The organism is Micromonospora sp. NRRL B-16802 (assembly GCF_001279555.1).
Taxonomy (GTDB): Bacteria; Actinomycetota; Actinomycetes; order Mycobacteriales; family Micromonosporaceae; genus Micromonospora; species Micromonospora profundi.
Genome location: NZ_LGEB01000063.1, coordinates 1 through 26,354 on the forward strand (window position 1 = coordinate 1; position 26,354 = coordinate 26,354).

A 26,354-nucleotide genomic window follows, 5' to 3' on the forward strand; every position below is an offset into this window, starting at 1 on the left:
CCACCACCTCCCAGACCAGAAACGATGGGAGACAGCCTGCCCGACACATCCTCAGAACCAACGGATTACACGATCAACGTTCAAAGACGAGGCACTAGGCAGCGGGCCGACCACAGCAGGCAGCGGCCGACGGACCGTCCGCGGCAGCGCGGAGTCAGGCAGCGGCCAGGAGCGCGCCCAGGTCGACCTCGCCCGTGGCCACCAGCAACGCCGGACCGGACAGCCAGCAGGAATCCTCCGTGACGGTGACCGTGACCCGGCCACCGGGGACGTCGACGGCGACCACTCCGGTGCCCCGGCCCGCGTCACGCAGGGCCACGGCGGCCACCGCGCACGCGCCGGTGCCGCAGGAGAGCGTCTCCGCGCTGCCGCGCTCGTACACCCGCATGAGGGTGTGCTCGTCGACGCCGTCGACCGGCTCGCCGGCCACGATGAACTCCACGTTGACCCCGGCCGGGAAGACAGCCGGGTCGAAACCGGGCGCGGTCGTGAGGTCCAGCGCGCCCAACTCAAGGTCGGCCGGCAGGACGCAGACCAGGTGCGGGTTGCCGACGTCCACTGCCGTGCCGGGCAGCGTCCGGCCGCCGAGGGTGGCGGTGGAGTCGTCGTACAGCCGGGGGCGGCGCATCTCGACGGCGACCGTGTCCCCCTCGATCAGCGCGCGCACCACGCCGGCCCGGGTGGCCACCGGCAACGCCTCGCCGGTCGGAGTCACAAGCCCGTTGTCGACCAGGTAACGGACGAACACCCGCGAACCATTGCCGCACATCTCGGCGAACGAGCCGTCGGCGTTCCAGTAGTCCATGAACCACTCGGCCTCGCCGGCCTGCCCGGCGCCGTCCGGATGCTTGGCGGCCCGGACCACCCGCAGCACCCCGTCCGCGCCGATGCCCCGCCGCCGGTCGCAGAGCGCCGCGACCAGCCCTGGAGTCAGGTCGAGCTGACCGTCCGGGTCGGGGAGGAGGACGAAGTCGTTGCCGGTGCCGTGGCCCTTGGTGAACTGCACACACCCATCATCGCGCAGCGGCGGGCAGCACACCCAGGGCGGCCTCGATCACGTCCGACCTCGAGGAATCCAGCCACTGGACCCGCGGGTCGCGCCGGAACCAGGAACGCTGGCGGCGGACGAAGCGGCGGGTGGCCCGCACCGTCTCGTCGTGCGCCTGCGCCTCGGTCAGCTCACCTGCGAACAACCGCAACACCTGCTGATAGCCGAGCGCCCGGCTGGCCGTACGCCCCTCGGCAAGCCCTCGACCCAGCAACTCCCGGGTCTCGGCCACCAGGCCATCTGCCCACATCCGGTCCACCCGCGTGGCGATCCGCTCGTCCAGCAGACCGGTGTCCAGGTCGACCCCGATCTGCACCGACCTGTAGTACGGCGTCGGCTCCGGCAGCGACGCCGCAAACGGCGCACCCGTCAACTCGATCACCTCCAGCGCCCTGACGATCCGGCGACCGTTGCCGGGCAGGATCCCCTCGGCGGCGGCCGGGTCGACGGCGCGCAGCCGCGCGTACAGCGGTGCCGGGCCAGCCTCGGCCAACTCCCGTTCCAGCCGTTCGCGCAGCGCCGCGTCGGTGCCGGGGAACTCGAAACGCTCCAGCACGGCCCGCACGTACAGCCCTGAGCCGCCGACCAGCAGCGGCACCCGCCCTCGGGCCAGGATGTCGTCCACCGCCGCGCGGGCCAACCGCTGGTATTCCGCGACACTGGCCGGCTCGGTGACCTCCCAGATGTCGAGCAGGTGGTGCGGCACCCCGTCCTGCTCGGCGGGAGTCAGCTTCGCGGTGCCGATGTCCATGCCCCGGTAGAGCTGCATCGAGTCCGCATTGACCACCTCACCGCCCAGGGCGTGCGCCAACGCGATGCTGAGCGCCGACTTGCCCGCCGCGGTCGGCCCGACCACCGCCACGACCGTGCCGGCCATGCCGCCGCTCACACCTGCTCCCAGGACGCCACGAAGTAGGCCACGCCGTAGGGCGCCGCCTCGTACAGCAGCTCCCCCCGCCACCCGCCCGCCAACCGGGCGGCTCCGGCGAGCACCTGCCAGGGCGCCCAGCCGGCGACCTTGAGCTGCGCCGACAACCCCGGGTCGAGGCCACGCAGACCGTCCAGGTCCGCCCCGGCCAGGGCCGTCGCGACCCGCTTGTCGTACGCGAGGGCACGTGGATCGTCGTACCCGGGGGATTTCTCGCCGCGGCAGGCCGACCCGTCGCCGAGCACCAGCAGCGCGACCCGGTCACCGGCGGCGGCGACGTCCTCGGCGAGCGCGGCCATCTCGGCCGGACCGGCGTCGGCGGTCACCTGCACCGCTGTCACCCGTGCGCCGGCCGGCAGTGACGCGGCGTGGTGGTTCGGCTGTGACGCGGCGTGCTGGTTCAGTAGCCACGCGCCGATGGTCAGGCTCAGCGGCAGCACTGCGCCCCGGTCCGGCTGACCGGGGCGCAGCGGCACGTCCAGATCGACACCCCAGGGCTGGAGCGACCCGGTGGCCGGAGGCCGGATCGGACCCGACGCCGGGCCGGCGCCGAGCAGCACCACAGTGTCCGGGTTCGCGGCCACCAGTCGGCGTACGGCGGTCCCGCAGGCCGCCCGCAGGTCGTCCAACTCCGGCGCGGCGGCACCGGCCACCTCGGGCACGAGCAGGGGCGGATGGGGGCAGACGGCAGCGGCGACCAGTGGCACCTGTTCACCGTAGCGGGAATCACCGGTGCGTCTCCGCGCCGATCCGGTCAATCGGGCCCTAGGACACCGTATGGTCACGGTCGGCGATAGGCGCTCGACGCGGACCGGGTCGGACCTGTGACAATGCCGGAAGTAACTTGGCTGCGCCGTGGCGGCGACGGGGGACGATTCTCCCGGCGCCGGGAGAACGAGGATGGGCACATGAGCGACTGGACTGCCTTCGGACGGGTGGACGCGGACGGCACCGTTTACGTCAAGACCACCGAGGGCGAGCGGGTGGTCGGTTCCTGGCAGGCGGGAGCACCGGAGGAGGGCCTGGCGCACTTCGCACGGCGCTTCGCCGACCTTGTCACCGAAGTGGACCTGACTGAGGCACGGCTCAACTCGGGCGCGGCGGACGCCGGGCACTCGTTGAGCACGATCCGGCGGATCCGCGCCACGCTGCCCGAGGCCCACGTGGTCGGCGACATCGACGCCCTCGCCGCGCGGCTGGACAAGCTGGCCACCCTCGCCGAGGAGAAGGCGGCCGAGGCCCGTGCCGCCCGGGACGCCGCTCGCGGTGAGGCCCTGGCCCGCAAGACCGCGCTGGTCGAGGAGGCCGAGAAGCTGGCCGCCGAGTCCACCGGCTGGAAGACCGCCGGGGACCGGCTCAAGGAGATCCTCGACGAGTGGAAGACCATCCGCGGGGTCGACAAGAAGGCCGACGGCGAGCTGTGGAAGCGCTTCGCCGCCGCCCGGGACGGTTTCACCAGGCGTCGGGGCGCACACTTCGCCACCCTTGACGCGCAGCGCAAGCAGGCGCAGACCGTCAAGGAAGAGTTGGTCGCCGAGGCCGAGAAGCTCAAGGACTCCACCGAGTGGGTGGCCACGGCCAACCAGCTCAAGGAACTGATGACGCAGTGGAAGGCCGCGCCGCGCGCCTCGAAGGAGTCCGAGCAGAAGCTCTGGGAACGGTTCCGGGCCGCGCAGGACGCCTTCTTCAGCCGGCGCAGCGAGGTCTTCTCCGCCCGGGACAACGAACAGCGCGGCAACCTGGAACGGAAGCAGGCCCTGCTCGCCGAGGCCGAGGCACTCGACATCGACGGTGACCCGAAGGGCGCCCAGGCCAAGCTGCGGGAGATCCAGGCACAGTGGCACGAGGCCGGTCGGGTGCCCCGCGAAGCCGCCGCCGGGCTGGAGCGCCGGCTGCGCGCCATCGACGACAAGGTCCGCGAGGTGATGGACTCGGCGTGGCGCCGCACCACCAAGGAGGACAACCCGCTGCTCGCCCAGATGCGTGCCCAGGTGGCCGAGGCCGAGGAGCGGCTGGCCCGCGCGCAGAGCGCCGGTGATACCCGCCGGATCAAGGAGGCCGAGCAGGCCCTCGCGTCCAAGCGGCAGTTCCTCCAGCTCGCCGAGCAGGCCGGCTGACCTGAAGCGTTCCGGGAGCCCCCGACCCTTGACTGGGTCGGGGGCTCCCGCATGTCAGCGCCCCGCGCCCCGCGCCAAGATCAACACAACTTCAGGGAAGTTGCTGCCTCCGACGCGCGGGAAGCAGCAATATCCACGATGTTGTGTGGATCTTGCCGGGAGGCGGGAGCGGGAGGTGGGAGGTGGGCGTCCCGGTTGACGCATTGAGCTGCGCTGATGAGAATGAGCGGCGGAGCCAGGTTGGGCCACCGGCACGAGGGCAACGACGGCGGGACACCGCCGTCACGGGTCGCCGGTGTGTTGTCGCGAGTGTCCCCGTCCGCGTGACATGGACCGTCGCGCACTGTCCGCGTACCCAAAGGGAGCGTGACGTGCCGACGGCCGCCCGCCCGCGCGGCCACCCTGGCCAGCGTCGGGCCTCCGAAGTGGAGCTCGAATGTTCCGTCCCAAAGCTCTCGGCGGTGCGCTGACCGCGCTCGCCACCGCCGCGGCCGGCGTCTTCATCGCCGCCGCGGTCAGCACCAGCCCGGCCGTCGCCGCTGGCACGGGTACCGGCTATCTGCACACCAACGGCAACAAGATCGTGGACAGCACCGGCACCACGGTCCGGTTGACAGGCATCAACTGGTTCGGCATGGAAACCGACAACAAGACCTTCCACGGGCTGTGGTCGAACAACCCGTGGCGGGGACAGCTCGACAAGATGGCAAGCCTTGGCTACAACACGTTGCGGGTGCCGTACTCGAACGACGCGCTGAAGCCGGGCGCGACCGCCAGCGGGATCAACGACTTCGTGAACCCGGACCTGATCGGGCTGTCGCCGTTGCAGATCCTGGACAAGGTGATCGACTACGCCGGCAGCAAGGGGATGCGGATCATCCTGGACCGGCACCGTCCGACGGCCGCCGGGCAGTCGCCACTGTGGTACACGTCGACGGTCTCCGAGGCGACCTGGATCAACGACTGGAAGATGCTGGCCCAGCGGTACGCGGGCAACCCCACGGTGATCGGCGCTGACCTCCACAACGAGCCGCACGCCGAGGGCACCAACCCGGCGGCCACCGGCGCGTGCTGGGGCTGCGGCGACACCACCCGGGACTGGCGGCTGGCCGCTGAGCGGGCCGGCAACGCCATCCTCGGTGTCCAGCCCAACTGGTTGATCTTCGTGGAGGGGGTGAGCTGCCCCAGCGGTGGCCTCTCCAACGTGTGGGACAACGACCCGAGCAACGACGAGGACTGCGGCTGGTGGGGTGGCAACCTGTCGAAGGCCGGCGAGTTCCCGGTACGGCTGAACGTGGCGAACCGGTTGGTCTACTCACCGCACGAGTACGCCACGAGCGTCTACGAGCAGGAGTGGTTCAAGGCCGCCGACTACCCGGCCAACATGCCGGCCATCTGGGACAAGTACTGGGGTTACCTGCACAAGCAGAACATCGCCCCGATCATGATGGGCGAGTTCGGCAGCACCCTGGCCGACCCCCGGGACAAGGTGTGGCTGGAGAAGCTGATGGCGTACACCGGCACGGGGGTGAACGGGATGTCCTTCACCTACTGGTCGTGGAACCCCAACTCCGGTGACACCGGCGGCATCGCGTTGGACGACTGGACGAACATCAACACCGCAAAGCAGGCGATCCTCCAGCCGTACCTGATCGCGCCGTCCGGCGGCGGTTCCAGTCCGACGCCGACCGCTACGCCCACGGCCACGCCTACCGGCGGCCCCACCAACCCGCCGACCGGTGCCTGCACGGCCACCTACCGGCAGGTCAACGCCTGGCAGGGCGGCTTCCAGGGCGAGTTGACCGTGAAGAACACCGGCTCCGCGGCGGTGAATCCGTGGTCGGTCACCTGGAGTTGGCCGTCCGGCGTGACCTTGGGCAGTGGATGGAACGCCACCGTCACGCAGGCCGGTACGACGGTCACGGCCGCCGCGCCAAGCCACGCGCCGTCCCTGGCGGCGGGGGCATCGATCACCGTGGGCTTCACCGCCAACGGTACGGCCAGCGCCCCGGCGACCGTGAGGCTCAACGGCGTCAGCTGCTGAGCCACGAGGTGGCCGGCGCCCACGCCGAGGGCACCGGCCACCTCGGGTCCGCTTCGAGCGCCGACGGCCCGTGGTCGACCACCGGGGCCGGGCCCCCTCCGCAGGGCGGCGCACCCCGGCTGCACGGAGCATTTACATCCAGTTCCTTCTATGTTTCCATCGGGAAAGCGTTTGCCTTTCGATGCGGGCGGGCGCGAGCGCGGGAGCCGCTCTCCGCACCGAACCGCACCGGCGTACACGGGACCTCAGAGCCCGGGCCACCTCGCCGCCCATGGGCATGGGCGTCGCGACGGTCCGTCCGCCGTACCGAAAGGAAGCAGCATGCGCACAGCACAGCGTCGGATGACGCTGCTCGCCACCACCGCCGCGGCCACCGCCACCCTGCTCACCGCAGGCCTCCTGACCGCCGTCTCGGCACAGGCCGCCGCCGGCTGCCAGGTCGCCTACTCCGTCGCCAGCCAGTGGCCGGGCGGGTTCACCGGCAACGTCACCGTCACCAACCTCGGCGATCCCGTCTCGGGGTGGACGCTGGGCTGGTCGTACGCGGCCGGGCAGCAGGTCAGCCAGGCGTGGGGGGCCACCGTCTCGCAGAGCGGCAGTCAGGTCTCCGCGACGAACGTCGACTACAACGGCAACCTGGCCACGAACGGCAGCGCCTCGTTCGGCTTCAACGCGAGTTGGAACAACGCAAGCAACCCGCTGCCGACCAGCTTCACCCTCAACAACGTGGCCTGCACCGGCGGCACCACACCGACCACACCCGCCAACCCGTCGCCCAGCACGCCGACGCCGAGCAACCCGCTGCCCAGCGACCCGGTGCCCAGCATTCCGCCGCAGACCGGGCTGGTCGGCTGGGCCACCCAGAACGGCGGCACCACCGGCGGCGGCGGTGCGCCCACGACGACAGTCACCAACGCCTCGGCGCTCACCAGCGCGTTGAACGCCACCGGCTCCGCGGTGATCCGGGTGTCCGGGACGATCTCCTGCTCAGGCATGCTGCGGGTCCGGTCCAACAAGACCATCCTCGGCAACTCCGGCGCGACGATCGCCGGCTGCGGGCTCAACATCAGCGGCGACCGCAACGTCATCATCCGGAACCTGACATTCCGGGACTGGAACGACGACGCCATCAACGTGCAGGAGTCGGCCACAAACATCTGGATCGACCACAACACCTTCAGCAACGGGTACGACGGCGCTGTCGACATCAAGCGCGGCTCCGACTTCGTCACCGTGTCGTGGAACCGGGTCTTCAACCACGACAAGACCATGCTGCTCGGCCACAGCGACGACAACGGCGGCCAGGACATCGGTCACCTGAGGGTCAGCTACCACCACAACTGGTTCGACGGCAGCAACCAGCGCAACCCCCGGGTGCGCTTCGGCAACCCCGTGCACGTGTTCAACAACTACTACCGGGCCAACGGCGGCTACGGCGTGGCCTCCACCGAGAACGCCGGCGTGCTCGTCGAGGGCAACTACTTCGAGAACGTCCGAGACACGTACCACCTCGGTGAGGGGGACTCCGGCCCGGGCCGCATCGTCGCCCGCAACAACCACTTCGTCAACTCACCCACCGGGCAGACCGGCGGCAGTGTCGCCAGCATCCCGTACTCCTACCAACTGGACACGGCGAGCAACGTCAAGTCCATCGTGACCGCCGGCGCCGGCGCCGGACGGATCACTGTCTGAGCTATGTGCAAGGAAGGGCCCCCTGTTAACGCCTGGCGTTTAACAGGGGGCCCTTCCTTGCACTAGTGGGTGGCACAGCCCGCGGCGGGCGCCGGCGCGACCGGCGGTGCGCCGAGCGTCGGCAGACCGAGCAACACCCCGGGGGTACGCGGTGAGCGTCCCGCCTCGGCGGCGTCGCCGGCCCGGGTCCGGCGGTGCGCAACCGGCGCCCCGTCGGCGTTGAGGTGGTGCGGCGCGGCGTACGTGATCGTGGTGTTAACGATGTCCCCCGGCCGGATCTGGCCGGCGAGCGACTCCCCGCCGGGAGCCTCGGTCGCGAAGTGCACGAGCCGACCGTCGCGCGCCCGGCCGGACATCCGGCCCGTCCGCTCGTCCTTGCGACCCTCACCGACCGCGACGAGCACCTCGACGGTCTCCCCCACCAGGCGCTTGTTCTCCGCCCAGGTGATCTCCTCCACTGTGGCGATCAGCCGCTCGTAACGCTCCTGCACCACCTGCTTGGGCAGTTGGCCGTCCATTGTGGCGGCGGGGGTGCCGGGGCGCTTCGAATACTGGAAGGTGAATGCCGACGAGAACCGGGCCTCGCGCACCACGTCCAGGGTGCGCTGGAAGTCCGCCTCGGTCTCGCCAGGGAACCCGACGATGATGTCGGTGGTGATCGCCGCGTCCGGCATCGCCGCCCGGACCTTCTCGATGATCCCCAGGTAGCGCTCCGAGCGGTACGACCGGCGCATCGCGCGCAGCACGTCGTCGGAGCCCGACTGCAACGGCATGTGCAGCGAGTGGCAGACGTTCGGCGTCTCGGCCATCGCCGCGATCACGTCGTCGGTGAAGTCCTTCGGGTGCGGGCTGGTGAACCGGACCCGCTCCAGCCCGTCGATGTCGCCGCAGGCGCGCAGCAGCTTGCCGAACGCGTACCGGTCGCCGAACTCGACGCCGTAGGAGTTGACGTTCTGCCCGAGCAGTGTCACCTCCAGCACGCCCTCGTCGACAAGCGCGCGCACCTCGGAGAGGATGTCGCCGGGGCGGCGGTCCTTCTCCTTGCCCCGCAGAGAAGGCACGATGCAGAACGTGCAGGTGTTGTTGCAGCCCACCGAGATCGAAACCCAGCCGGCGTACGTCGACTCGCGGCGGGTGGGCAACGTGGAGGGGAAGACGTCGAGGGATTCCAGGATCTCCACCTCGGCGGCGGCGTTGTGCCGGGCCCGCTCCAGCAGCACCGGCAAAGAACCGATGTTGTGGGTGCCGAACACGACGTCCACCCAGGGCGCCTTGCGGACGATCTCGCCCCGGTCCTTCTGGGCCAGGCAGCCACCGACGGCGATCTGCATGCCGGGGTGCTTGTCCTTCACGGGGCGCAGATGACCGAGGTTGCCGTAGAGGCGGTTGTCGGCGTTCTCCCGCACCGCGCAGGTGTTGAAGACGACGACGTCTGGCGTGTCGTCGGCCTGGGGCGCGCGCACGTAGCCGGCCTGTTCGAGCAGGCCGGAGATGCGCTCGGAGTCGTGCACGTTCATCTGGCAGCCGTAGGTGCGCACCTGATAGGTGCGCGGGCTGCCCGCCGCTGCGGTAGTCATGACCAGGACAGCGTATCCGGGTCGACCGGATCGCCCCGAACCGAGGAGCAACCGACATGTGCCGGAGCATCAAGACCCTGCGTGAGCCGTTCACCCCGCAGGTGACCGACGCGGACATCGAGGCGGCGGCGTTGCAGTACGTCCGAAAGATCTCAGGCTTCCGGGCGCCCGCCGCGCACAACGCCGCCGCGTTCGACGCCGCGGTGGCCGCCGTCACCGAGGCCACCCGCACCTTGCTCGACCAATTGGTGGTCCGTGGTGCCGCACCGGCCGCCGCCGACCAGCCGGCCGCCGTCTCCAACTGATCGCCGGCGCGGTTGCACACCCCAGCGCGGCCCGGCCGGCCGGGCCTGACGCGCGTAAGGTCAGGCCGCGGCGAGCGCCGGCGCGACCGTGTCGGGCGCCCAGCGTGAACGGTGGCACTGCGACCAGCCCCGGCAGCCGGGGTCAGCGAGGGTGCACAGCCGCTGCCGGCTGAGTACCTCGCCGTCGTCGGTGTCCCGCACGTCGAAGTGCACCGGGCGGACCGTGCCGTCCGGGGTGACGAGCAGGTGTCGCCCCGCGTCGAGCGTGTCGTCGCGTAGCAGGCAGTTGCGCCCCAGTATTCGAGCGAGTGCGGCGATGCTGGGGTGCTCGGCGAGTTGCTCGGGCACCCCGTAGCAATCCACCACCGTGGCGAACTCGCCCGGCGCCTGCCAGACGTCGCACACCACCGCGTACGCCGGCAGCCGGGCCGGGTCGGCCACGGCCAGCGGCATCACTACCCGACCGAGTGCCTCGGCCAGTGCCGGGTAGACCTCCACGGGTCGTGCCCGGTCGATTCTCCAGTTCCACAGCTCGGTCATTCCGCCTCCTCGCTGCGTTCGTCCCACCGGCCTCCGGATCGGGCCTTACTGACGATGGTGGGGGGCATATGACCTCAGCCGGGGGCAAGTTACCGGTCTGTGACCATTCCGGGCAAAATTTCCCTGAGCGGCATTGCTCGGAGTAGCCAGAAGATGACAGTTTATCGGGTATGGTGCGTCGCCGGCACCACCGGAGCAGCGTGTCGACGGCCTGCCGCCGGCCGGGTGGGAAGCCCGGCAACGGTCAGCGCAGGACGACCATGTGCTCGCCACGGGGCAGCAGCTCCCCCACCACCGGGGCGCCCGGCAGCTCACCGGCGACCAGCAGACCACCGGAGGTCTGGGCGTCGGCGAGCAACAGCCGCTCGTCCTCGCCGGCCGCGCCGAAATCGGTCCACGGGGTGACCCAGTCCAGGTTACGGCGGGTGCCGCCGCTGACGTACCCGTCGCGCAGCGCCTCCCGCGCGCCGGCCAGATATGGCACCCGGGCCGTGTCGATGGCCACAGTGAGTCGGCTGGCGCGGGCCATCTTCGAGGCGTGCCCGAGCAGACCGAACCCGGTCACGTCGGTGCCGCAGCGGATGCCTGCGGCGACCGCGGCCCGGGCGGCGTCCCGGTTGAGCGCGCTCATCGTGGCCACCACCTCCGGGAAGCTCTCGCCGGTGGCCTTGTGCCTGGTGTTGAGCACACCCACGCCGAGCGGCTTGGTCAGCGACAGCGGCACCCCGGCCCGCCCGGCGTCGAGTGTGATCAACTCCTCAGGGCGGACAGTTCCGGTGACCGCGAGGCCGTACTTCGGGCCGTCGTCGTCCACGCTGTGCCCGCCGGCCAGGTGACAGCCGGCCTCCCGGGCCACATCCTGACCACCGCGCAGCACCTCCCGGGCCAACTCCAGCGGCAGTACGTCGCGCGGCCAGCAGAGCAGGTTGAGCGCGACAAGCGGGACGCCGCCCATCGCGTACACATCGGAGAGGGCGTTGGCGGCGGCGATGCGCCCCCAGTCGTAGGCGTCGTCGACGACCGGGGTGAAGAAGTCGGCGGTGCTGACAAGGCCGGTCCGCTCGTCCAGGCGGACCACCGCCGCGTCGTCGCCGTGGTCGAGGCCGACCAGCAGCTCGGCGGTGCCGGTGGCCGGGCCGAGACCCGCCACCATGATCTCCAGTTCGCCCGGGGGGATCTTGCAGGCGCATCCCCCGCCGCGGGCATAGCGGGTCAGCCTCACCGATTCGCTCATCTTCCTATGATCTCGGCTACTCTTTGATGCTGCCACCACCGCCGCTGCCGCTGACCGAAATTGGACGCCGGGCAGCGAGCGGCAGCGGTGTTACCGCTCCGTGACCAACCGAGTTGCATTTCGCCACGTCACGCCGCCTACAGTTGCCCCAACCAGGGGCCATCCGGCCCCCGCTTTGGGAGACGACAGGGACGGTGGACGACGTGACCACGGGCGAACCGCTCATCGTGCTGGACGCGGTCAACAAGTGGTTCGGACCGCTGCACGTGCTGGACGACGTCTCACTGTCGGTGGGTCGGGGCGAGGTGGTCGTGGTGATCGGCCCGTCCGGCTCCGGCAAGTCGACGCTGTGCCGCACCATCAACCGACTGGAACCGATCAACTCCGGCACCATCACCTTCGACGGCCAGCCGTTGCCGGCCGAGGGCAAGCCGCTTGCGAAGCTCCGCAGCGAAGTGGGCATGGTCTTCCAGTCCTTCAACCTCTTCGCCCACAAGACGATCCTCGAAAACGTCACGCTCGGCCCGGTCAAGGTCCGCAAGGAGAAGCCGGCGGCCGCCCGCGAGCGCGGCCTGGCTCTGCTCGACCGGGTCGGCATCGCCAACCAGGCGGACAAGTTCCCGGCCCAGCTCTCCGGTGGCCAGCAGCAGCGGGTGGCAATCGCCCGGGCACTGGCCATGCAGCCCAAGGCGATGCTCTTCGACGAGCCGACAAGCGCCCTGGACCCGGAGATGGTCGGTGAGGTGCTCGACGTCATGACCTCACTGGCAAGCGACGGCATGACGATGGTCGTGGTCACCCACGAGATGGGCTTCGCCCGGCACGCCGCGAACCGGGTCATCTTCATGGCCGACGGGCAGCTGGTCGAGGACGCCCCGCCAGCGGAGTTCTTCGCCAACCCGCGCAGCGAGCGGGCCAAGGACTTCCTCTCCAAGATCCTCACGCACTAGGCGTCCGTAGTTGGAGCGCGCCGCCCCCCGGTGGGCTCCGTTGATGAAGGAGAAAAATATGCGTATCAAGCGCGTTGCGGCAATCGCCGCTGCCGCCGCTCTGGCGCTCGGCCTCACCGCTTGCGGTGGCGACGACGACGCGGAGGGCACCGGCTCCGGCAGCAAGTCCTTCGCGGCCGGCAGCACCATGGAGAAGCTGAACAAGGCCCAGAAGATCAAGATCGGCACCAAGTTCGACCAGCCCGGCTTCGGCCAGAAGGGCCTGTCGGGCAAGCCGGAGGGCTTCGACGTCGAGATCGCCAAGATCATCGCCAAGGAGCTCGGCATCTCCGACGACAAGATCGAGTGGGTGGAAGCCCCGTCGAAGGTCCGCGAGGACGTGATCGTCAACGGCACCGTCGACCTGGTCGCCGCGACCTACACGATCAACGACAAGCGCAAGGAGCGCATCGCCTTCGCAGGCCCGTACTACGAGGCCGGCCAGAACATCATGGTCAAGAAGGACGACGCCGCGATCACCGGCCCGGACTCCTTCAAGGACGGCACCAAGAAGGTCTGCTCGGTCACCGGCTCCACCCCGGCCGAGGAGATCAAGAAGTACGTCAAGGACGTCGGCTCGCAGCTGGTGCTCTTCGACACCTACGACAAGTGCCGCGACGCCCTCAAGGGCGGCCAGGTCGACGCCGTGACCACTGACAACGTCATCCTGCTCGGCTACATCGCCAAGGACGAGGCGTCCTTCAAGCTGGCCGGCCCCAACTTCACCAAGGAGCCGTACGGCATCGGTGTGAAGAAGGAAGACAACGACTTCCGCAGCTTCATCAACGACACGCTGGACAAGGCTGTCGCCGACGGCAGCTGGAAGAAGGCCTGGGACGACACCGCCGGCAAGTTCGGCGCCGAGCTGGGCTCCGCGCCCACCATCAACCGCTACTGATCCTTCGATCTGGAGGGTGGGGAGGAACACCGACCCGTGAACGTGCTCATCGACAAGTTCGACGTCTTTGCGGGTGGTTTCTGGCTCACCCTCCAGATCTGCTTACTCGCCGCGATCGGCGCCCTCATCCTGGGCGCCATCGTGGCGGTGCTCCGCATCTCTCCGGTGCCGCCGTTGCGCGCGGTCGGCACCACCTACGTGAACGTCTTCCGTAATCTGCCGCTGACAGTGGTGATGTTCTTCGCCGCCTTCGGTCTGCCGGCGCTCGGCTCCAACGCGGACTTCCTCCGCATCCCGGTGATCGACTCGCTGTTCACCCGGCTCGGCACCGACCTGCCGTACTTCCGGTTCGCGCTGATCGCCCTGGTGCTCTACACCGCCGCGTTCGTCTGCGAGGCGCTGCGGTCCGGGGTCAACGCGGTGCCCGCCGGCCAGGCGGAAGCCGCGCGGTCGCTGGGCCTGACCTTCGGGCAGAACCTGCGCTACGTGGTGCTGCCGCAGTCCTGGCAGGCCTCGGTGGTGCCACTCGGCTCCGTGATCATCGCGATGATCAAGAACTCGGCGCTTGCCGGCTTCTTCGGTGTGGTCGGCGATCTGTCGGCGACAGCCGACCAGCTCACCGGCGCCGAAGGCTACGCCTTCATCCCGGTGGCCATCGGCATCTCGGTCGGCTACCTGATCATGACCGTGCCGCTCGGCACCCTGCTGGACCGGATCGAGAAGCGACAGGCGGTGGCCCGATGAGTCAGCAGACAAGCGTCCTCTACGACGTTCCCGGGCCCCGGCAGCGGCGGGTCACACTCATCAGCAGCGTCATCGCCGGGCTGGCCCTCCTCGTCGGTGCGTACTTCCTGATCTACCGGCCCCTGGACGAGAAGGGGCAGTTCTCGATGGAGCTGTGGGGTCCGCTGATCGACCCCTCCAACGAGAACTTCACCCTCGTGTGGGAGCGGATCGGCATCGGCTTCAAGAACACCCTGATCGCGGCGGCGCTGGCCATCGTGGCCTCGCTTGTCGTCGGCACGCTGTTGGCGCTGCTGCGGATCCAGCTCAAGAGCCTGACCAGCCGCAAGTTCACCGGGTTCGCCACGCCACTGTCGTACCTGCTGCGCGGTCTGAGCCGCCTGCTGTCGGCGATCACCCGGGTCTGCGTCGAAGTGTTCCGCGGCCTGCCTGTCGTCATCACCATCTTCTTCGTGGCCCGCGGCTTTCCCGAGTTCGGCGTCACCTTCGACAACCTGTGGTATCTGGTCATCGGCCTCACGATCTACAACTCGGTGGTGATCGGCGAGATCCTGCGCTCCGGCATGGAGGGCCTGCCCGGCGGGCAGGCCGAGGCCGCATCCGCGATCGGTCTCTCGCCGTTCCAGTCGACCCGGATGATCCTCCTGCCCCAGGCGTTCCGGATCATGCTGCCGGCGCTGATCAGCCAGCTCGTGGTAGTACTCAAGGACACCTCGCTCGGCTTCATCATCAGCTACGAGGAGACCCTGAACATCGGCAAGCAGATCATCGGCGCCCTGGAGAACCCCATCCAGGTGTACGTCGTGATCGCCGTCCTCTTCATCGCTGTCAACTACTCGCTGTCGAAGCTCGCGCAGTACGTCCAGCGCCGGCTCGCCCGGGGACGCAAGACCGCGAACACCCCGGCGCAGGCCCCGCCGCCCGCGGCCCTGATGTCCCAGGCCGAGGGCGCCGGCGGCGTCTGACCACCCCCGCACACAAAGCAGAAGGGCCAGCCCGGCATCCGGGCTGGCCCTTTCGCTTCGGCTCGACAGGTGTCGAGGACCCGGATCAGCGGGCGATCTCGGTGACCCGGGACTCGCGGACCACCGTCACCCGGATCTGACCCGGATAGGTCAGCTCCTCCTCGATCTGCTTGGCCACATCGCGGGCCAGCACGGCCGCCCCGATGTCGTCCACGTCGTCCGGCTTGACCATGACCCGGATCTCCCGACCCGCCTGCATGGCGAAGACCTTGTCCACGCCGAGCTTGCCGGCAGCGATCTCCTCGATCCGCTCCAGCCGCTTGACGTACGCCTCCAGGCTCTCCCGCCGAGCGCCCGGCCGCCCACCCGAGCAGGCGTCGGACGCCTGGGTGAGCACGGCCTCGATGGTCTGCGGCGGCACCTCGTTGTGATGCGCCTCGATGGCGTGCACCACGTCCTCGTGCTCGCCGTACTTGCGGGCCAGGTCCGCGCCGATGATGGCGTGGCTGCCCTCCACCTCGTGCGTGAGCGCCTTGCCGATGTCGTGCAGGAACGCCGACCGCTTGATGGTGGGCACGTCCAGGCGCAGCTCGGCCGCCATGATGCCGGCGATGTGCGCCGTCTCGACCAGGTGCTTGAGTACGTTCTGCCCGTACGACGTGCGGTAGCGCAACCGGCCCAGCAGGGTCACCAGCTCCGGGTGGATCTCGGTGATGCCGACCTCGACCAGCGCGTCCTCGGCGGCCCGGAGACAGAGCGCCTCGACCTCCTGGCGTGCCAGGTCGTAGACCTCCTCGATCCGGTGCGGGTGGATCCGCCCGTCCAGCACCAGCTTCTCCAGGGTGAGCCGGCCGACCTCCCGGCGTACCGGGTCGAAGCAGGACAGCAGCACCGCCTCCGGAGTGTCGTCGATGATCAGGTTGACCCCGGTCACCGACTCGAAGGCGCGGATGTTGCGGCCCTCCCGGCCGATGATCCGGCCCTTCATCTCGTCGCCCGGCAGGTGCAGGACACTGACCACGCTCTCGGCGGTCTGTTCGCTGGCCACCCGCTGGATCGCGTCCACGACGATGTGCCGGGCCCGCTGCTCGGCGGTGTTGCGGGCGTCGGCCTCGATGTCGCGCACCAGCAGCGCCGCCTCCCGCTTGGCGGACGTCTCGATCGCCTCGACCAGCTCCAGACGGGCCGCGTCGGCGGTGAGGCCGGCCACCCGCTCCAGCTCCCGTCGGCGCCGCTCCTCCGACTCGGCCAGCTCGGCCTCGCGCTGGGTGAGAGCCGACTCCCGGGCCGCGAGCGCAGCGCTCGCCGCGGTGAGCTGCCGTTCCCGCTCGGCGAACCGCTCCACCTCCTCGGTGTGCAGCCGCTCCCGCTCGTCCATGCGGGCTGCCCGGCGCTCCACCTCCGCGGCCTGCTCCCGGGTCGTGGCGGCGAGAACCGCTACCTCCCGTTCGCCGCTGCGGCGGGCTGCTGTCCGCAGCTGTTCGGCGTCGATCTCGGCCTGCTTGTGCGCCCGTTCCAGCACCGTGTCGGCCTCGGCGCGGGCGTCGTCGAGCATCCGCCGGGCCTCGGCCCGTGCCGCCTTCGCCTCGGCATTCGCCGCCGCCGCCTCGGTACGCGCGGCGGCAGCCGCCGACTTCGCCACGTCGATCGTGCTGTTCGCCTGGTCCGCAGCATTGCGCAGAGCGGCCAGGGACTGCTCCTGACGGTCCTTCTCGGCGATGAACGCGGGATCCTCGGGGGCCGGCGCCGCGCTCATCCGGCGCAGCGCCCGGACGCCGAACAGCACCGCCGCGACCACCACCACGGCGAGGATCAGGACGGCCGCGAGGAGCACGACGTCGAGGGCGTTCATGCCGGGACCCCGCTGGGTCTACCGGTGAACCTGTGCCGCCGCCCCGTCATGGCCGCCTCCCCTGAACGTCAAGACCGCAGCGACTGTGCCAAAGGCACACTCCTGCGGCTGTGGACGCCCGACCGGAGCGGCTGGCCGTGGGTAGCTCTCTCCGCCGGCGGTGCCCTCGGGCATCGTCGGCGACCGGGTGCAGTTGTCGCGGCGTGCCGGACCGGCCAGTCCGGTACTGCCGCCAAAGGCCGCGGAGGCGGCCAAAGTGATGCTGTTCTGTTACGCGATCTATGTTGTGCGCTTAGCCTGCGCTGGTCGGGCAATGTGAGCCTGTATGGCGAGGCTAGGTCTCCGGGGGCACTCCGGTCAAGGACTCATGATCAAACCCCCCAAACGGAGAGAAGTTGCGGCGTCACCCAAAGCTGATGTGGTGTCGGATACGCCGGGACAAACTCGGCGAGCCGACGGCTCCGATCGACGTGTCGTGCCTGTTCAGCGAGGGCGACGCCGTGCGTTGAGCCGACTTTGCGACACTGCCGCCGCCCCTGAGCGCGGAACTGGCCGGGAGTCCGGTGGTCAGCGTGCGCCGGCCGCCAGCGCGGCCGTGACGAGCGCGGCGTTGCCCGACGCCCGGGCACCGTCGGGCAACAGGAACGTGTCCTCCATCCCGATCCTTGTGTGCAGGCCGCGGCTGACCGCCTCGGCGAGCACCGCCCAGGTGGCCGGCCCCTCGGCGTGCAGAAGCACAGGAGGGCCGGCAGCGGAGGTCGCCTCTCCGACGGCCGTCGCGGCGAGGATCCGCCCGGCGTCGGCCAGCGCCACCGGCACCTCCTCGGCCATGCACTCGACGAGGATCCGCCCGACCGGCACCCGCCAGCCCTGGTAGGCCGTCACCGCGTCCAGCGTCCAGAGCCCCACCTCGACGAGCACGCCACGCTCGTGCAGGGCGGCTGCGACCGCCTCGGCACCCGGCTCGTGGGCGTTGACCGAGGCGAAGTCGGGCAGCACCGACCAGGCCCGGACAGCGGCCACCCGGTCGGCCGGATCGGGTTCGATCCAGGCGCCGGTGCTCACCCCCACAGGCAACCCCGGCTGGGCGGCGCGGATCGCGGTGAGCGCATCGGCGATCACCGCGGGACGCAGCGACTCGGCGCCGGAGGCGTCACGGGGATGGACGTGCACGGCCGCGACGCCGAGCGCCGCGCAGCGGGCCGCGTCGGCCGCCAGCTCCGCCGGGGTGACCGGCACGGCCGGGTGGTCGTCCCGGCTGCGCCCGCCGTTCAGACACGCCTTCAACATCCGTGCCACACCTTTCGGCACCATCTCGCGTCGCTCACTCGACCGGTCGGTTGTCGCGGTCCAGTTCACCTTCGGCGTCGGCGAGCGCGTCGGCGTCTATCTGCTCGGCGAACTCGGCAGCCTCGGCGCTCTGCGCGGCAAGCGCGTCCTTCACCGCGCGGATCGCCACACCGGGCGGGTAGCCCTTGCGGGCCAACATTCCCACCAGCCGGCGGAAGACCGCGTCGGGCTCACCACGGGCGGTACGCAGCTTGCGGTCCACCAGGGCGCGGGCGGTCGCCGCCTCGGTCTCCTCGTCCAGCTCACCCAACGCTTCGGTGGCCACCTCGCCGTCCACGCCCTTCTGGCGCAGCTCGTTGGCGAGCGCCCGCCGGGCCAGGCCACGCCCGGTGTGTCGGCTCGACACCCAGGCACGGGCGAAGGCGGCGTCGTCGATGATGCCGACCTCGTCGTACCGGTCGAGCACCTCGGCCGACACCTGCTCGGAGATGCCCCCCTTGGCCAGTGCCCCGGCCAGCTCGGCACGGGTGCGGGGCCGGACGGCGAGCTGGCGCAGGCAAATCTCCCGGGCCACCTCGGACTCGTCGCGCGGTGTGGGCGCAGGCTCGTCCGCCTGCTGTTCGGCCGCCCGGCGCCCCCGGCGGGGGCGCGGCGAATCGGCGGCGTCGCCCGTACGGGGTGGACTGGCATCCCAGCCCCGCCCCGTACGGGCGCGTCGTCCTGCCATGGGTCAGCGACCGGTCAGAAGTCGACCGGCGGCAGCTCCGGGCCACCGGCGGCGTCACCCGCGCCGACACCGACGCCGAGCTTCTCCAGGATCTTCTTCTCGATCTCGGCCGCGACGTCCGGGTTTTCCTTCAGGAACTCCCGGGCCTTCTCCTTGCCCTGGCCGAGCTGGTCACCGTCGTACGTGTACCACGCACCGGACTTGCGGATGATCGCCTGCTCCACGCCGACGTCGATCAGCGAGCCCTCGCGCGAGATGCCCTTGCCGTACATGATGTCGAACTCGGCCTGCTTGAACGGGGCCGCCACCTTGTTCTTGACGACCTTGACCCGGGTACGGTTGCCGACCACGTCGGTGCCGTCCTTGAGGCTCTCGATGCGTCGCACGTCGAGCCGGACCGAGGCGTAGAACTTCAGCGCCCGACCACCGGTGGTGGTCTCCGGGCTGCCGAACATGACGCCGATCTTTTCCCGCAGCTGGTTGATGAAGATCGCCGTGGTGCCGGTGTTGCTGAGCACACCGGTGATCTTGCGCAGTGCCTGGCTCATCAGCCGGGCCTGGAGGCCCACGTGGCTGTCGCCCATCTCGCCCTCGATCTCGGCGCGCGGCACCAGGGCCGCCACCGAGTCGATCACGATGATGTCGATCGCGCCGGAGCGGATCAGCATGTCCGCGATTTCCAACGCCTGCTCACCGGTGTCCGGCTGGGAGACGAGCATCGCGTCGGTGTCGACCCCGAGGGCCTTCGCGTACTCCGGGTCGAGCGCGTGCTCGGCGTCGATGAAGGCGGCGATGCCGCCGAGCCGCTGCGCGCTGGCCACCGAGTGCAGCGCCACCGTGGTCTTACCGCTGGACTCAGGACCATAGATCTCGACCACCCGGCCCCGGGGCAGGCCGCCGATGCCGAGGGCAACGTCGAGCGCGATGGAGCCGGTCGGAATGATTGCGGTCTGGACGACCGGCCGGTCACCCAGCCGCATCACCGAGCCCTTGCCGAATTGCTTGTCAATCTGAGCGAGAGCAAGGTCGAGTGCCTTCTCCCGGTCAGGCCCTGCTGCCATGGTTGCCACCCCTGCCTTCGCCGGCGTCTTTGCTGAGCTTCGCGTCACGCGGACACGCTAGGCGCTAGGTCCGACAGAAAACCAGCCGACGGGCCGCGAGCTGTGGACGAGCACCCCGCTGTGGACAATAGCCGAACAGGTGTACGACTCGACAAGCGACACGCGGAAGCGAAGAAAAGGCTGCTCAGCGTAGTCGCGCGGGCACTCTGTCGGGGTACGCGGCGCAGACCGCCCGCCACACCACATGCGTTTGTTCCCCCGACGCCAACGCCTGCTCGATGGTCCTTCCATCGAGCTGCGTCAGCACCTGGTCGCGGGCGATGCTCGCCGCGTAGCCGGGCCCGAACGCCTCTTCCAAGCGCGTCCAGAAGTCGGTCAGCCGCACGTGATCAACCCTCCTCGTCCGATGCCCCGGTCGGCACCGGGCGCAACGCTAGCGCCACAAGGGGCACTGTCGCGACCGCCGCGAGCAGGGTCAGCACCGGATAGCCGGCCACCTGCATCACAAACCCGGCGGCCACTGCCGCACCCGCACCGGCAAGCCCCATGGTCAGGTCGGACAGCCCCTGCACGCTCGGCCGCACGCCGGCCGGCACCGACTCGGACAGCAACGTCGAGCCGGCCACCATCGTTCCCGACCAGCCCAGCCCGAGCAGGACCAGCCCGACCGAGAGCCGGGGCGTGTGGTGCCCGGCGGTTCCGGCGACCGCGCAGGCGGCCAGCAGCAACCCCACCCCGCCGAGGATCACCGCCCGCCGTCCGAGCCGGTCGGTGAGCCAGCCCACAATCGGCGAGAACGCGTACATGCCCGCGATGTGCAGGCTCAGCACGATGCCGACCAGTCGCAGCACGTCCGCGTCGGCGTGCGACTCACCGAGCCGGACCGGGGTCATCGCCATCACCGCCACCATCACCAGGTGACCGACCGCCACGGCGGCGATGCCGAGCCGGGCGGCGGGCTGCCCGCGTACCACCGACCAGGCCGCCCGCATCCCGGCGCCGCGCGGCACGCGCGCCCCGACCGGCGCGGCGGCCGGCGTCGCATCACCGCCGACCTGGCCGCCGACAGCCGGCGCCTCCGCCACCACGGCGGCGGCCGGTGCGTCGGTGGTCGGCACGGTGGTGGTCGGCGCAGCGACGGCCGGTGCGGCGGTCGCCGCGATTCGGCGCGCGGTGAGCAGCGGGTCGGGCCGGAGCAACACGAGGAGTACGCCGCCAGCCAACACGAACGCCGCCGCGCTGAACGCGAACGGGCCGGCCAGCGGCGGCAGCCCCCAGCCTGTGGTGACCCGGTCGGCAAGCGCGGCGAAGTTCGGGGCGGCCACCGCGCCGATCGTGGTGGCCCAGATGATCACCGACAGCTGCCGGCCCCGCCGGGTCGGCTCGGCGAGGTCCACCGCCGTGTAGCGGGCCTGCAGGTTCGCGGCGGTGCCACCACCGAAGAGCAGCATGCCGAGAAACAGCAGCGGCACCCAGCGGGTGGCCGCCGCCAGCACCACGAGCACACCGCCGACGGCACCGACCGCGTACGCCACGACCAGACCCGGTCGGCGGCCGTGCCGGGCCATGATCCGGGTGACCGGGATGGCGAGCAGCGCCGCACCGACCACGCCGGCGCTCTGCGCGATGCCGGCCACGGCGGTGCCGGCGATCCGGGCGGCGAGCAGCGCGCCGACGGCGATGCCGATGGTCACCCCGACCCCGCCGATGACCTGGGTGCCGAAGAGCAGGCGCAGGGTCCGCCGCTGGATCGACGCGACGTCAGGTCGGGCGGTACGCGGCGCGGTCAGGTCGGTGGCCATCGACGCTCCTCGGGACGGGTGACCCATCCTCGCGCACCCGCGCCGACCGGCGGAAACCGGTTTCGCCGGCGACCGATCCGGTGCTCGTCGTATCGGGCCACACCGACCGGCATCCGCCGGCGGATGCCGGGTCGGCTACGCGGTCCCCTTCTCACCAACGGCGTTGGCCCACAGCACACTGTCGCTTCGCCGACCGTACGGCCCTCGTCAGCCGCGCAGGGCGCGGGCTGCGACGGTCAGGTCGGCGACAAGCCCTTCGTACGCCTTGTCCTGGTCGTCGGCCCGCAACACCGCCGACGGGTGGATGGTGGCCAGCAGCCGGGCCGAGGGCGCGTCGGCCCGCTTTCCAGCGTTGTCCACCGGCACGCGCTGGAAGTCCTCCGGGCGCTGGGCCGATTCGGGCCAGGGCAGCAGTTCGCCCCGCTGCCGGGTGACCCGGAAGGACGGGCCGAGCAGCGCCTTCGCGGCGGTCGCGCCGAGCACCACAACGATCTCCGGACGCAGCCTGGCGAACTCGGCGACCAGCCAGGGCCGGCACGCGGTGATGTGCACCTGGTCGGGGGTCTGGTGGATCCGTCGCTTACCGCGCAGCTCGAACCGGAAGTGCTTTACGGCGTTCGTGAGGTAGAGCTGCCCGGGATCGAGCGCCGCGTCGTCGACAGCGCGGCGCAGCAACCGGCCGGCGGGGCCGACGAAGGGCAGACCTTTTTGGTCTTCCATGTCGCCTGGTTGCTCGCCGACAAGCACCACCCGGGCGCTCTCGTCGCCTCGGCCGAAGACCGTCTGCGAGGCGTCCCGATACAGCTCACAGCCCCGACAGCCGCCGGCCGCGGTGCGCAGCTCGTCGATGGTGTCGGCGTCGGGCGGGATGAACCGCTGGGCGCCCGGAGCGCTCCCGGTCTGCTCGGCCATGCCGACTGTTATATACCCCTTGGATGCCGACTGCCGGGTACGCCCTGGCCGTGCCTCCCGCGTCAGTACCCGCCGCCACCGCCATCCCCACCCGAGGCCATCGCGATCAGCACGATGACGATGATGACGACCACCACCGCCACCGCGATCCAGACTCCCTTACGCGCCCCATTTGAAGCCAAGACCCCCACCTCCGGCGCCCGCATACCCACGCCGCCCACCTCGAACCCCCGCGATCTTGCACTTCCTGCCCGGACCAACACCCCATGAAGGGCATCTCCGCGACCCAAAGTGCAAGATCGCGGGAGAGATGGGGTGGGGTCAGGGTCAGGTCGGGAAGTTCGGGGGTGGGGTGGGGTTTGTGGCTTGGGTCAGGGCTTCGGCCAGGGGGATCAGGTCGTCTGTCGTCAGAGGGCTCACCGTTATGCGTACGGCTGGTGCGGCGGCGATCCGGTAGAGGGCCCCGGGGGCCACCACCCAGCCGGCGTCGCGCAGCGCTGTCACCGCGCTTGTCTCGTCCGCCACCGGCAGCCAGACGTTGATGCCGCTGCGGCCGTACGCGGTCAGGCCGTGCTCCGCCAGTGCGGCCACCAGCCCGTCGCGCCGCAGCTCGTAGCTCTGCGCCGCCCGGTGCACCAGCTCGGTGACCGCCGGGTCCCGCCAGAGCGCCAGAACCAGCCGTTGCAGCACTGTGGACACCCAGCCGGCGCCGACGCGCGTCCGGCCGGCCACCCGGGCCACTGTGGTCGCGTCACCGGCAAGCACCGCCAGCCGCAGGTCCGGACCGAAGGGCTTGCTCACCGAGCGCACGAACGCCCAACTCGCTGCCGCACCCGCAAGAGAGTGCAGGGGTACGCGCGCCAGCTCGGCGGCGTGGTCGTCCTCGATGAGCAGCAGGTCCCGTCGACCGGCGAGCAGCGTCCGCAGCTCCGCTGCCCGGACGGCGGAGACTGCGGCGCCGGTCGGGTTCTGCGCCCGGCTGGTCACCACGAGCGCCCGGGCACCGGCGGCCAGCGCGGCTGCCACCCCGGCCGCCAGTGGCCCCTCGTCGTCGACCGGTACGCCGATCGGACGCATCCCCAGGGCGGCGATCAGGTCGAGCAGGTTGGCCCAGCCCGGATCCTCCACCGCCACCGCGTCACCGGGGCGCAGGTGGGCGCCGAGCAGCCGTTCGATGCCGTCCAGCGCGCCACCGGTGAGGGTGATCTCCGAGGCCGGCACGCCGTCGGCGTTCAGCCGGGCGCGGGCGGCCTCGGCCAGCTCGGGGAGCACTCCGGAGTGGGAGTAGCCGACCGGCGGGCCGGCGTCGGCGGCGAGTGCCGCGAGGTGCGGCCCGAGAGTGGGCAGCAGTCGGGGGTCGGGTTCACCTCGGGACAGGTCACGGGCGCCGGGCAGCGGCGTAGGGCGCAGCGCGGAGCGGCTGGCGGCGACCGGCGGGCGGGGGCGGACCCGGGTGCCGTGTCGCCCGGCGGTGACGAGCACGCCGCGCTGCCGCAGCTCCTGGTAGGCGCGGGCGACGGTGGCAGGGCTGACACCGAGTTCGGCGGCGAGCACCCGGACCGGCGGCAGGGCGGCACCCGGCGGCAGCGCGCCCGTACGGATGCCCGACTCGATGCTGGCCGAAATAGCGACGGCTGTCGCCCCGGTGAACTGATAGCGTGCTGACACAAATAAGAGATTGTACTAGAACAAAGGGGCGAGCATGTACGCACCCACCCCCCGCACCACCGCCAGCCGTGCGCGCGACCGCATGAGCTACGACAGCGCGGCCGCGCACGCCGTGCTCGACGAGGCGTACGACTGTGCGCTCGGGTTCACCGTCGACGGCCAGCCGCGCGTGCTGCCCACCCTGCACGTCCGCATCGGCGACACGCTCTACCTGCACGGCTCGACCGGCAGTCGGCCGCTGCTCGCCGCCCGGGGCGACGGGCTGCCCGTCTGCGTCGCGGTGACAGTGCTCGACGGGCTGATCTACGGCCGCTCCCAGTTCCACCACAGTGCCAACTACCGCTCCGTCGTGGCGCACGGCACCGCCCGGCTCGTCACCGACGAGCAGGAGAAGACCGCGATGCTCACCGCCCTTGTGGAGAAGGTCGGTACGGGCCGTAGCAACGACAGCCGGCCGCCGAGCCGCCGCGAGCTGGCCGAGACCGCCGTGCTGGCGTTGCCGCTGCGGGAGGTCTCCGTACGCGCCCGCACCGGCGGGGTCCGCGACGAGGAGGCCGACCTGCACCTGCCGCACTGGGCCGGTGTGCTGCCGCTGCGGCTGACCGCCGGCCCGCCCGAGCCGGACGTCGGGGTCACGGCCCCGCTGCCGGCGTACCTGCGGACGGCCCGCACACCCTGGCACGACCCGGTGCCGCTGCACGGTGAGCACGTCCGATTGGAGCCGCTGGACCTGGCGCACGCCGAGGAGCTGCACACCGCCACCGCCGACGACGACGTCTGGCGGCACCTCGGCGTGGCCCGGCCCACCTCGGTGGCCGGTACGGCCGAGGTGGTCACCGCCGCCCTGCTCGCCCAGCAGCGGGGCGAGCGGGTGCCCTGGGTGCAACGCTGCGCCGTGACCGGGGCGGTGGTCGGCACCACGTCGTACTACGAGATCGACCCGGAACGGCGGTCTGTGGCGATCGGGTACACGTTCCTCGGCCGGCCGTGGTGGCGTACCGGGATCAACACGGAGGCGAAGCTGTTGCTGCTGAGCCGGGCCTTCGACGAGTTGGGCGCGGTGCGGGTCGCGTGGCACACCGACATCCGCAACGTCCGCTCGCAGGCCGCCATCGAGCGGCTCGGCGCCACCCGCGAGGGAGTGCTGCGCATGCACCGCCAGCGCGCGGACGGCTCCTGGCGGGACACCGTGCAGTACGCGATGACAATCGACGAGTGGCCGAACGCACAGGCCAGCCTGCGAGAAAAACTTCGCCGAACAGCACCGGTGGCGTGATGATGACGGGCGTGCTGGGGATCACCGACATCTGGACGTACGTACTGGGCACCGTGGCAATCGTTCTGCTGCCCGGGCCGAACTCCCTCTTCGTGCTGTCCACCGCCGCCAAGCGGGGCGTCAGCACCGGTTACCGGGCCGCGGCAGGGGTGTTCGTCGGCGACACGGTGCTGATGGTCCTCGCCGCCGCCGGGGTGGCGTCGCTGCTCAAGGCGTACCCACCGGTGTTCCTGGTGATCAAGTACGCCGGTGCCGCGTACCTCGCCTATGTCGGGTTGACGATGCTGCGCGGCGCCTGGCGGCGCTGGCGCGACCGCAACGACCCGACCACGCCGCGGCTCATCGACGCCGCCGAGCCGGAGGCGATGCGCAGCCCGTTCCGCAAGGCGCTGGTGATCAGCCTGCTGAACCCGAAGGCGATCCTGTTCTTCGTCTCGTTCTTCATCCAGTTCGTCGACCCGACCTACGCCTGGCCGGCGCTGTCGTTCCTGCTGCTCGGGCTGATCGCCCAGGCGGCGAGCGTGCTCTACCTGACCGCGTTGATCTTCGCGGGCACCTTCCTGGCCACGCAGTTCCGCCAGCGGCGTCGACTGGCCGCCGGCGGCACCACCGCGATCGCCACGCTGTTCCTCGCCTTCAGCCTCAAGCTGGCCACCGCCAGCGCCGGCTGACGTCGCCGCGCACC

Annotated in this window: 24 protein-coding genes; 10 read left to right on the forward strand and 14 right to left on the reverse strand. The window is 70.8% G+C overall.

Annotated elements, in window-relative coordinates:
* Positions 1-154: 154 nt before the first annotated feature.
* The 3 genes from dapF to ADK66_RS31465 are packed head-to-tail and all read right to left on the reverse strand — an operon-like array spanning position 155 to position 2,683.
* Positions 155-1,006 (reverse strand): diaminopimelate epimerase, encoded by an 852-nt coding sequence (dapF, locus tag ADK66_RS16680; RefSeq protein ID WP_053656295.1) that lies wholly within the window; start codon positions 1,004-1,006, stop codon positions 155-157.
* A gap of 7 nt (positions 1,007-1,013) precedes the next feature.
* The gene (gene miaA / locus ADK66_RS16685) at positions 1,014-1,925 is read right to left on the reverse strand and encodes a tRNA (adenosine(37)-N6)-dimethylallyltransferase MiaA (RefSeq protein ID WP_053656403.1); all 912 of its coding nucleotides are present in this window, start codon (positions 1,923-1,925) and stop codon (positions 1,014-1,016) included.
* An 8-nt stretch (positions 1,926-1,933) separates the two neighbouring features.
* The gene (locus ADK66_RS31465; RefSeq protein ID WP_053656297.1) at positions 1,934-2,683 is read right to left on the reverse strand and encodes a class III extradiol dioxygenase subunit B-like domain-containing protein; all 750 of its coding nucleotides are present in this window, start codon (positions 2,681-2,683) and stop codon (positions 1,934-1,936) included.
* A gap of 201 nt (positions 2,684-2,884) precedes the next feature.
* Between ADK66_RS31465 and ADK66_RS16695 the strand changes: the two genes are divergently transcribed.
* The 3 genes from ADK66_RS16695 to ADK66_RS16705 all read left to right on the forward strand — a co-directional run bounded on the left by ADK66_RS16695 (position 2,885) and on the right by ADK66_RS16705 (position 7,829).
* Positions 2,885-4,093, forward strand: coding sequence for a DUF349 domain-containing protein (locus tag ADK66_RS16695; RefSeq protein WP_053656298.1), 1,209 nt, complete (start codon positions 2,885-2,887; stop codon positions 4,091-4,093).
* 436 nt (positions 4,094-4,529) lie between these two features.
* Entirely contained in the window at positions 4,530-6,137 is a 1,608-nt protein-coding gene (locus ADK66_RS16700) for a cellulase family glycosylhydrolase (protein ID WP_053656300.1), read from the forward strand.
* A 321-nt stretch (positions 6,138-6,458) separates the two neighbouring features.
* Positions 6,459-7,829: a cellulose binding domain-containing protein gene (locus tag ADK66_RS16705; protein WP_053656303.1), complete on the forward strand. Its 1,371-nt coding sequence runs from the start codon at positions 6,459-6,461 to the stop codon at positions 7,827-7,829.
* A 62-nt stretch (positions 7,830-7,891) separates the two neighbouring features.
* Here ADK66_RS16705 and miaB read toward each other — a convergent pair whose 3' ends face one another.
* A complete protein-coding gene (gene miaB / locus ADK66_RS16710; RefSeq protein WP_053656305.1) occupies positions 7,892-9,406 on the reverse strand; it encodes a tRNA (N6-isopentenyl adenosine(37)-C2)-methylthiotransferase MiaB in 1,515 nt (504 codons plus the stop codon).
* A 56-nt stretch (positions 9,407-9,462) separates the two neighbouring features.
* Here miaB and ADK66_RS16715 point away from each other — a divergent pair, with 56 nt between their 5' ends.
* Entirely contained in the window at positions 9,463-9,711 is a 249-nt protein-coding gene (locus tag ADK66_RS16715) for a DUF2277 family protein (RefSeq protein WP_053656307.1), read from the forward strand.
* Between the two features lie 60 nt (positions 9,712-9,771).
* Here ADK66_RS16715 and ADK66_RS16720 read toward each other — a convergent pair whose 3' ends face one another.
* Both ADK66_RS16720 and selD read right to left on the reverse strand, forming a co-directional pair.
* Positions 9,772-10,251, reverse strand: a complete 480-nt coding sequence (locus tag ADK66_RS16720) for a hypothetical protein (protein ID WP_053656309.1) — start codon at positions 10,249-10,251, stop codon at positions 9,772-9,774.
* Positions 10,252-10,495: 244 nt separating this feature from the next.
* Entirely contained in the window at positions 10,496-11,485 is a 990-nt protein-coding gene (gene selD, locus ADK66_RS16725; protein ID WP_053656311.1) for a selenide, water dikinase SelD, read from the reverse strand.
* 194 nt (positions 11,486-11,679) lie between these two features.
* Between selD and ADK66_RS16730 the strand changes: the two genes are divergently transcribed.
* Genes ADK66_RS16730 through ADK66_RS16745 form a run of 4 tightly spaced genes read left to right on the forward strand, consistent with a single transcriptional unit; the run spans position 11,680 to position 15,081 of the window.
* A complete protein-coding gene (locus tag ADK66_RS16730; RefSeq protein WP_053656313.1) occupies positions 11,680-12,435 on the forward strand; it encodes an amino acid ABC transporter ATP-binding protein in 756 nt (251 codons plus the stop codon).
* A 58-nt stretch (positions 12,436-12,493) separates the two neighbouring features.
* The gene (locus ADK66_RS16735) at positions 12,494-13,372 is read left to right on the forward strand and encodes a glutamate ABC transporter substrate-binding protein (protein ID WP_053656316.1); all 879 of its coding nucleotides are present in this window, start codon (positions 12,494-12,496) and stop codon (positions 13,370-13,372) included.
* Positions 13,373-13,408: 36 nt separating this feature from the next.
* Positions 13,409-14,116 (forward strand): amino acid ABC transporter permease, encoded by a 708-nt coding sequence (locus ADK66_RS16740; RefSeq protein WP_053656317.1) that lies wholly within the window; start codon positions 13,409-13,411, stop codon positions 14,114-14,116.
* Entirely contained in the window at positions 14,113-15,081 is a 969-nt protein-coding gene (locus ADK66_RS16745) for an amino acid ABC transporter permease (protein ID WP_053656320.1), read from the forward strand. The genes ADK66_RS16740 and ADK66_RS16745 overlap by 4 nt, the downstream gene beginning before the upstream one ends.
* A gap of 85 nt (positions 15,082-15,166) precedes the next feature.
* Here ADK66_RS16745 and rny read toward each other — a convergent pair whose 3' ends face one another.
* The 8 genes from rny to ADK66_RS16785 form a co-directional block, all read right to left on the reverse strand.
* Positions 15,167-16,933 carry a ribonuclease Y gene (gene rny, locus ADK66_RS16750; protein ID WP_053656322.1) on the reverse strand — a complete coding sequence of 589 codons (1,767 nt, stop codon included), beginning with the start codon at positions 16,931-16,933 and terminating at the stop codon, positions 15,167-15,169.
* 567 nt (positions 16,934-17,500) lie between these two features.
* On the reverse strand, positions 17,501-18,223 hold the full coding sequence (locus ADK66_RS16755; RefSeq protein ID WP_053656405.1) for a 3-keto-5-aminohexanoate cleavage protein: 723 nt from the start codon (positions 18,221-18,223) through the stop codon (positions 17,501-17,503).
* A gap of 34 nt (positions 18,224-18,257) precedes the next feature.
* Positions 18,258-18,950 carry a regulatory protein RecX gene (locus ADK66_RS16760; RefSeq protein WP_053656324.1) on the reverse strand — a complete coding sequence of 231 codons (693 nt, stop codon included), beginning with the start codon at positions 18,948-18,950 and terminating at the stop codon, positions 18,258-18,260.
* Between the two features lie 14 nt (positions 18,951-18,964).
* The gene (recA, locus tag ADK66_RS16765; protein ID WP_053656326.1) at positions 18,965-20,011 is read right to left on the reverse strand and encodes a recombinase RecA; all 1,047 of its coding nucleotides are present in this window, start codon (positions 20,009-20,011) and stop codon (positions 18,965-18,967) included.
* A gap of 184 nt (positions 20,012-20,195) precedes the next feature.
* Positions 20,196-20,396, reverse strand: coding sequence for a DUF3046 domain-containing protein (locus ADK66_RS16770; protein WP_053656329.1), 201 nt, complete (start codon positions 20,394-20,396; stop codon positions 20,196-20,198).
* Positions 20,397-20,400: 4 nt separating this feature from the next.
* Positions 20,401-21,813 carry an MFS transporter gene (locus ADK66_RS16775; RefSeq protein WP_053656331.1) on the reverse strand — a complete coding sequence of 471 codons (1,413 nt, stop codon included), beginning with the start codon at positions 21,811-21,813 and terminating at the stop codon, positions 20,401-20,403.
* 207 nt (positions 21,814-22,020) lie between these two features.
* Entirely contained in the window at positions 22,021-22,725 is a 705-nt protein-coding gene (locus tag ADK66_RS16780) for a UdgX family uracil-DNA binding protein (RefSeq protein ID WP_053656333.1), read from the reverse strand.
* Between the two features lie 327 nt (positions 22,726-23,052).
* Positions 23,053-24,393: an aminotransferase class I/II-fold pyridoxal phosphate-dependent enzyme gene (locus ADK66_RS16785; RefSeq protein ID WP_053656335.1), complete on the reverse strand. Its 1,341-nt coding sequence runs from the start codon at positions 24,391-24,393 to the stop codon at positions 23,053-23,055.
* Between the two features lie 34 nt (positions 24,394-24,427).
* On the opposite strand from ADK66_RS16785, the gene ADK66_RS16790 reads away from it, so the two are divergent.
* Together ADK66_RS16790 and leuE are read left to right on the forward strand one after the other, a co-directional pair.
* Positions 24,428-25,669, forward strand: a complete 1,242-nt coding sequence (locus ADK66_RS16790) for a bifunctional pyridoxamine 5'-phosphate oxidase family protein/GNAT family N-acetyltransferase (RefSeq protein ID WP_053656336.1) — start codon at positions 24,428-24,430, stop codon at positions 25,667-25,669.
* Positions 25,669-26,340: a leucine efflux protein LeuE gene (gene leuE / locus ADK66_RS16795; protein WP_053656338.1), complete on the forward strand. Its 672-nt coding sequence runs from the start codon at positions 25,669-25,671 to the stop codon at positions 26,338-26,340. Before ADK66_RS16790 ends, leuE begins: the two co-directional genes overlap by 1 nt.
* The last annotated feature ends 14 nt before the right edge of the window (positions 26,341-26,354 follow it).

Bases quoted from the DNA above. Each gene is read 5' to 3' on its own strand.
- miaA (WP_053656403.1), bottom strand. From the start codon at position 1,925: ATGGCCGGCACGGTCGTGGCGGTGGTCGGGCCGACCGCGGCGGGCAAG.
- ADK66_RS16695 (WP_053656298.1), top strand. From the start codon at position 2,885: ATGAGCGACTGGACTGCCTTCGGACGGGTGGACGCGGACGGCACCGTT.
- ADK66_RS16700 (WP_053656300.1), top strand. From the start codon at position 4,530: ATGTTCCGTCCCAAAGCTCTCGGCGGTGCGCTGACCGCGCTCGCCACC.
- ADK66_RS16705 (WP_053656303.1), top strand. From the start codon at position 6,459: ATGCGCACAGCACAGCGTCGGATGACGCTGCTCGCCACCACCGCCGCG.
- miaB (WP_053656305.1), bottom strand. From the start codon at position 9,406: ATGACTACCGCAGCGGCGGGCAGCCCGCGCACCTATCAGGTGCGCACC.
- ADK66_RS16715 (WP_053656307.1), top strand. From the start codon at position 9,463: ATGTGCCGGAGCATCAAGACCCTGCGTGAGCCGTTCACCCCGCAGGTG.
- ADK66_RS16720 (WP_053656309.1), bottom strand. From the start codon at position 10,251: ATGACCGAGCTGTGGAACTGGAGAATCGACCGGGCACGACCCGTGGAG.
- selD (WP_053656311.1), bottom strand. From the start codon at position 11,485: ATGAGCGAATCGGTGAGGCTGACCCGCTATGCCCGCGGCGGGGGATGC.
- ADK66_RS16735 (WP_053656316.1), top strand. From the start codon at position 12,494: ATGCGTATCAAGCGCGTTGCGGCAATCGCCGCTGCCGCCGCTCTGGCG.
- ADK66_RS16745 (WP_053656320.1), top strand. From the start codon at position 14,113: ATGAGTCAGCAGACAAGCGTCCTCTACGACGTTCCCGGGCCCCGGCAG.
- rny (WP_053656322.1), bottom strand. From the start codon at position 16,933: ATGAACGCCCTCGACGTCGTGCTCCTCGCGGCCGTCCTGATCCTCGCC.
- ADK66_RS16755 (WP_053656405.1), bottom strand. From the start codon at position 18,223: ATGTTGAAGGCGTGTCTGAACGGCGGGCGCAGCCGGGACGACCACCCG.
- ADK66_RS16760 (WP_053656324.1), bottom strand. From the start codon at position 18,950: ATGGCAGGACGACGCGCCCGTACGGGGCGGGGCTGGGATGCCAGTCCA.
- recA (WP_053656326.1), bottom strand. From the start codon at position 20,011: ATGGCAGCAGGGCCTGACCGGGAGAAGGCACTCGACCTTGCTCTCGCT.
- ADK66_RS16775 (WP_053656331.1), bottom strand. From the start codon at position 21,813: ATGGCCACCGACCTGACCGCGCCGCGTACCGCCCGACCTGACGTCGCG.
- ADK66_RS16780 (WP_053656333.1), bottom strand. From the start codon at position 22,725: ATGGCCGAGCAGACCGGGAGCGCTCCGGGCGCCCAGCGGTTCATCCCG.
- ADK66_RS16790 (WP_053656336.1), top strand. From the start codon at position 24,428: ATGTACGCACCCACCCCCCGCACCACCGCCAGCCGTGCGCGCGACCGC.
- leuE (WP_053656338.1), top strand. From the start codon at position 25,669: ATGATGACGGGCGTGCTGGGGATCACCGACATCTGGACGTACGTACTG.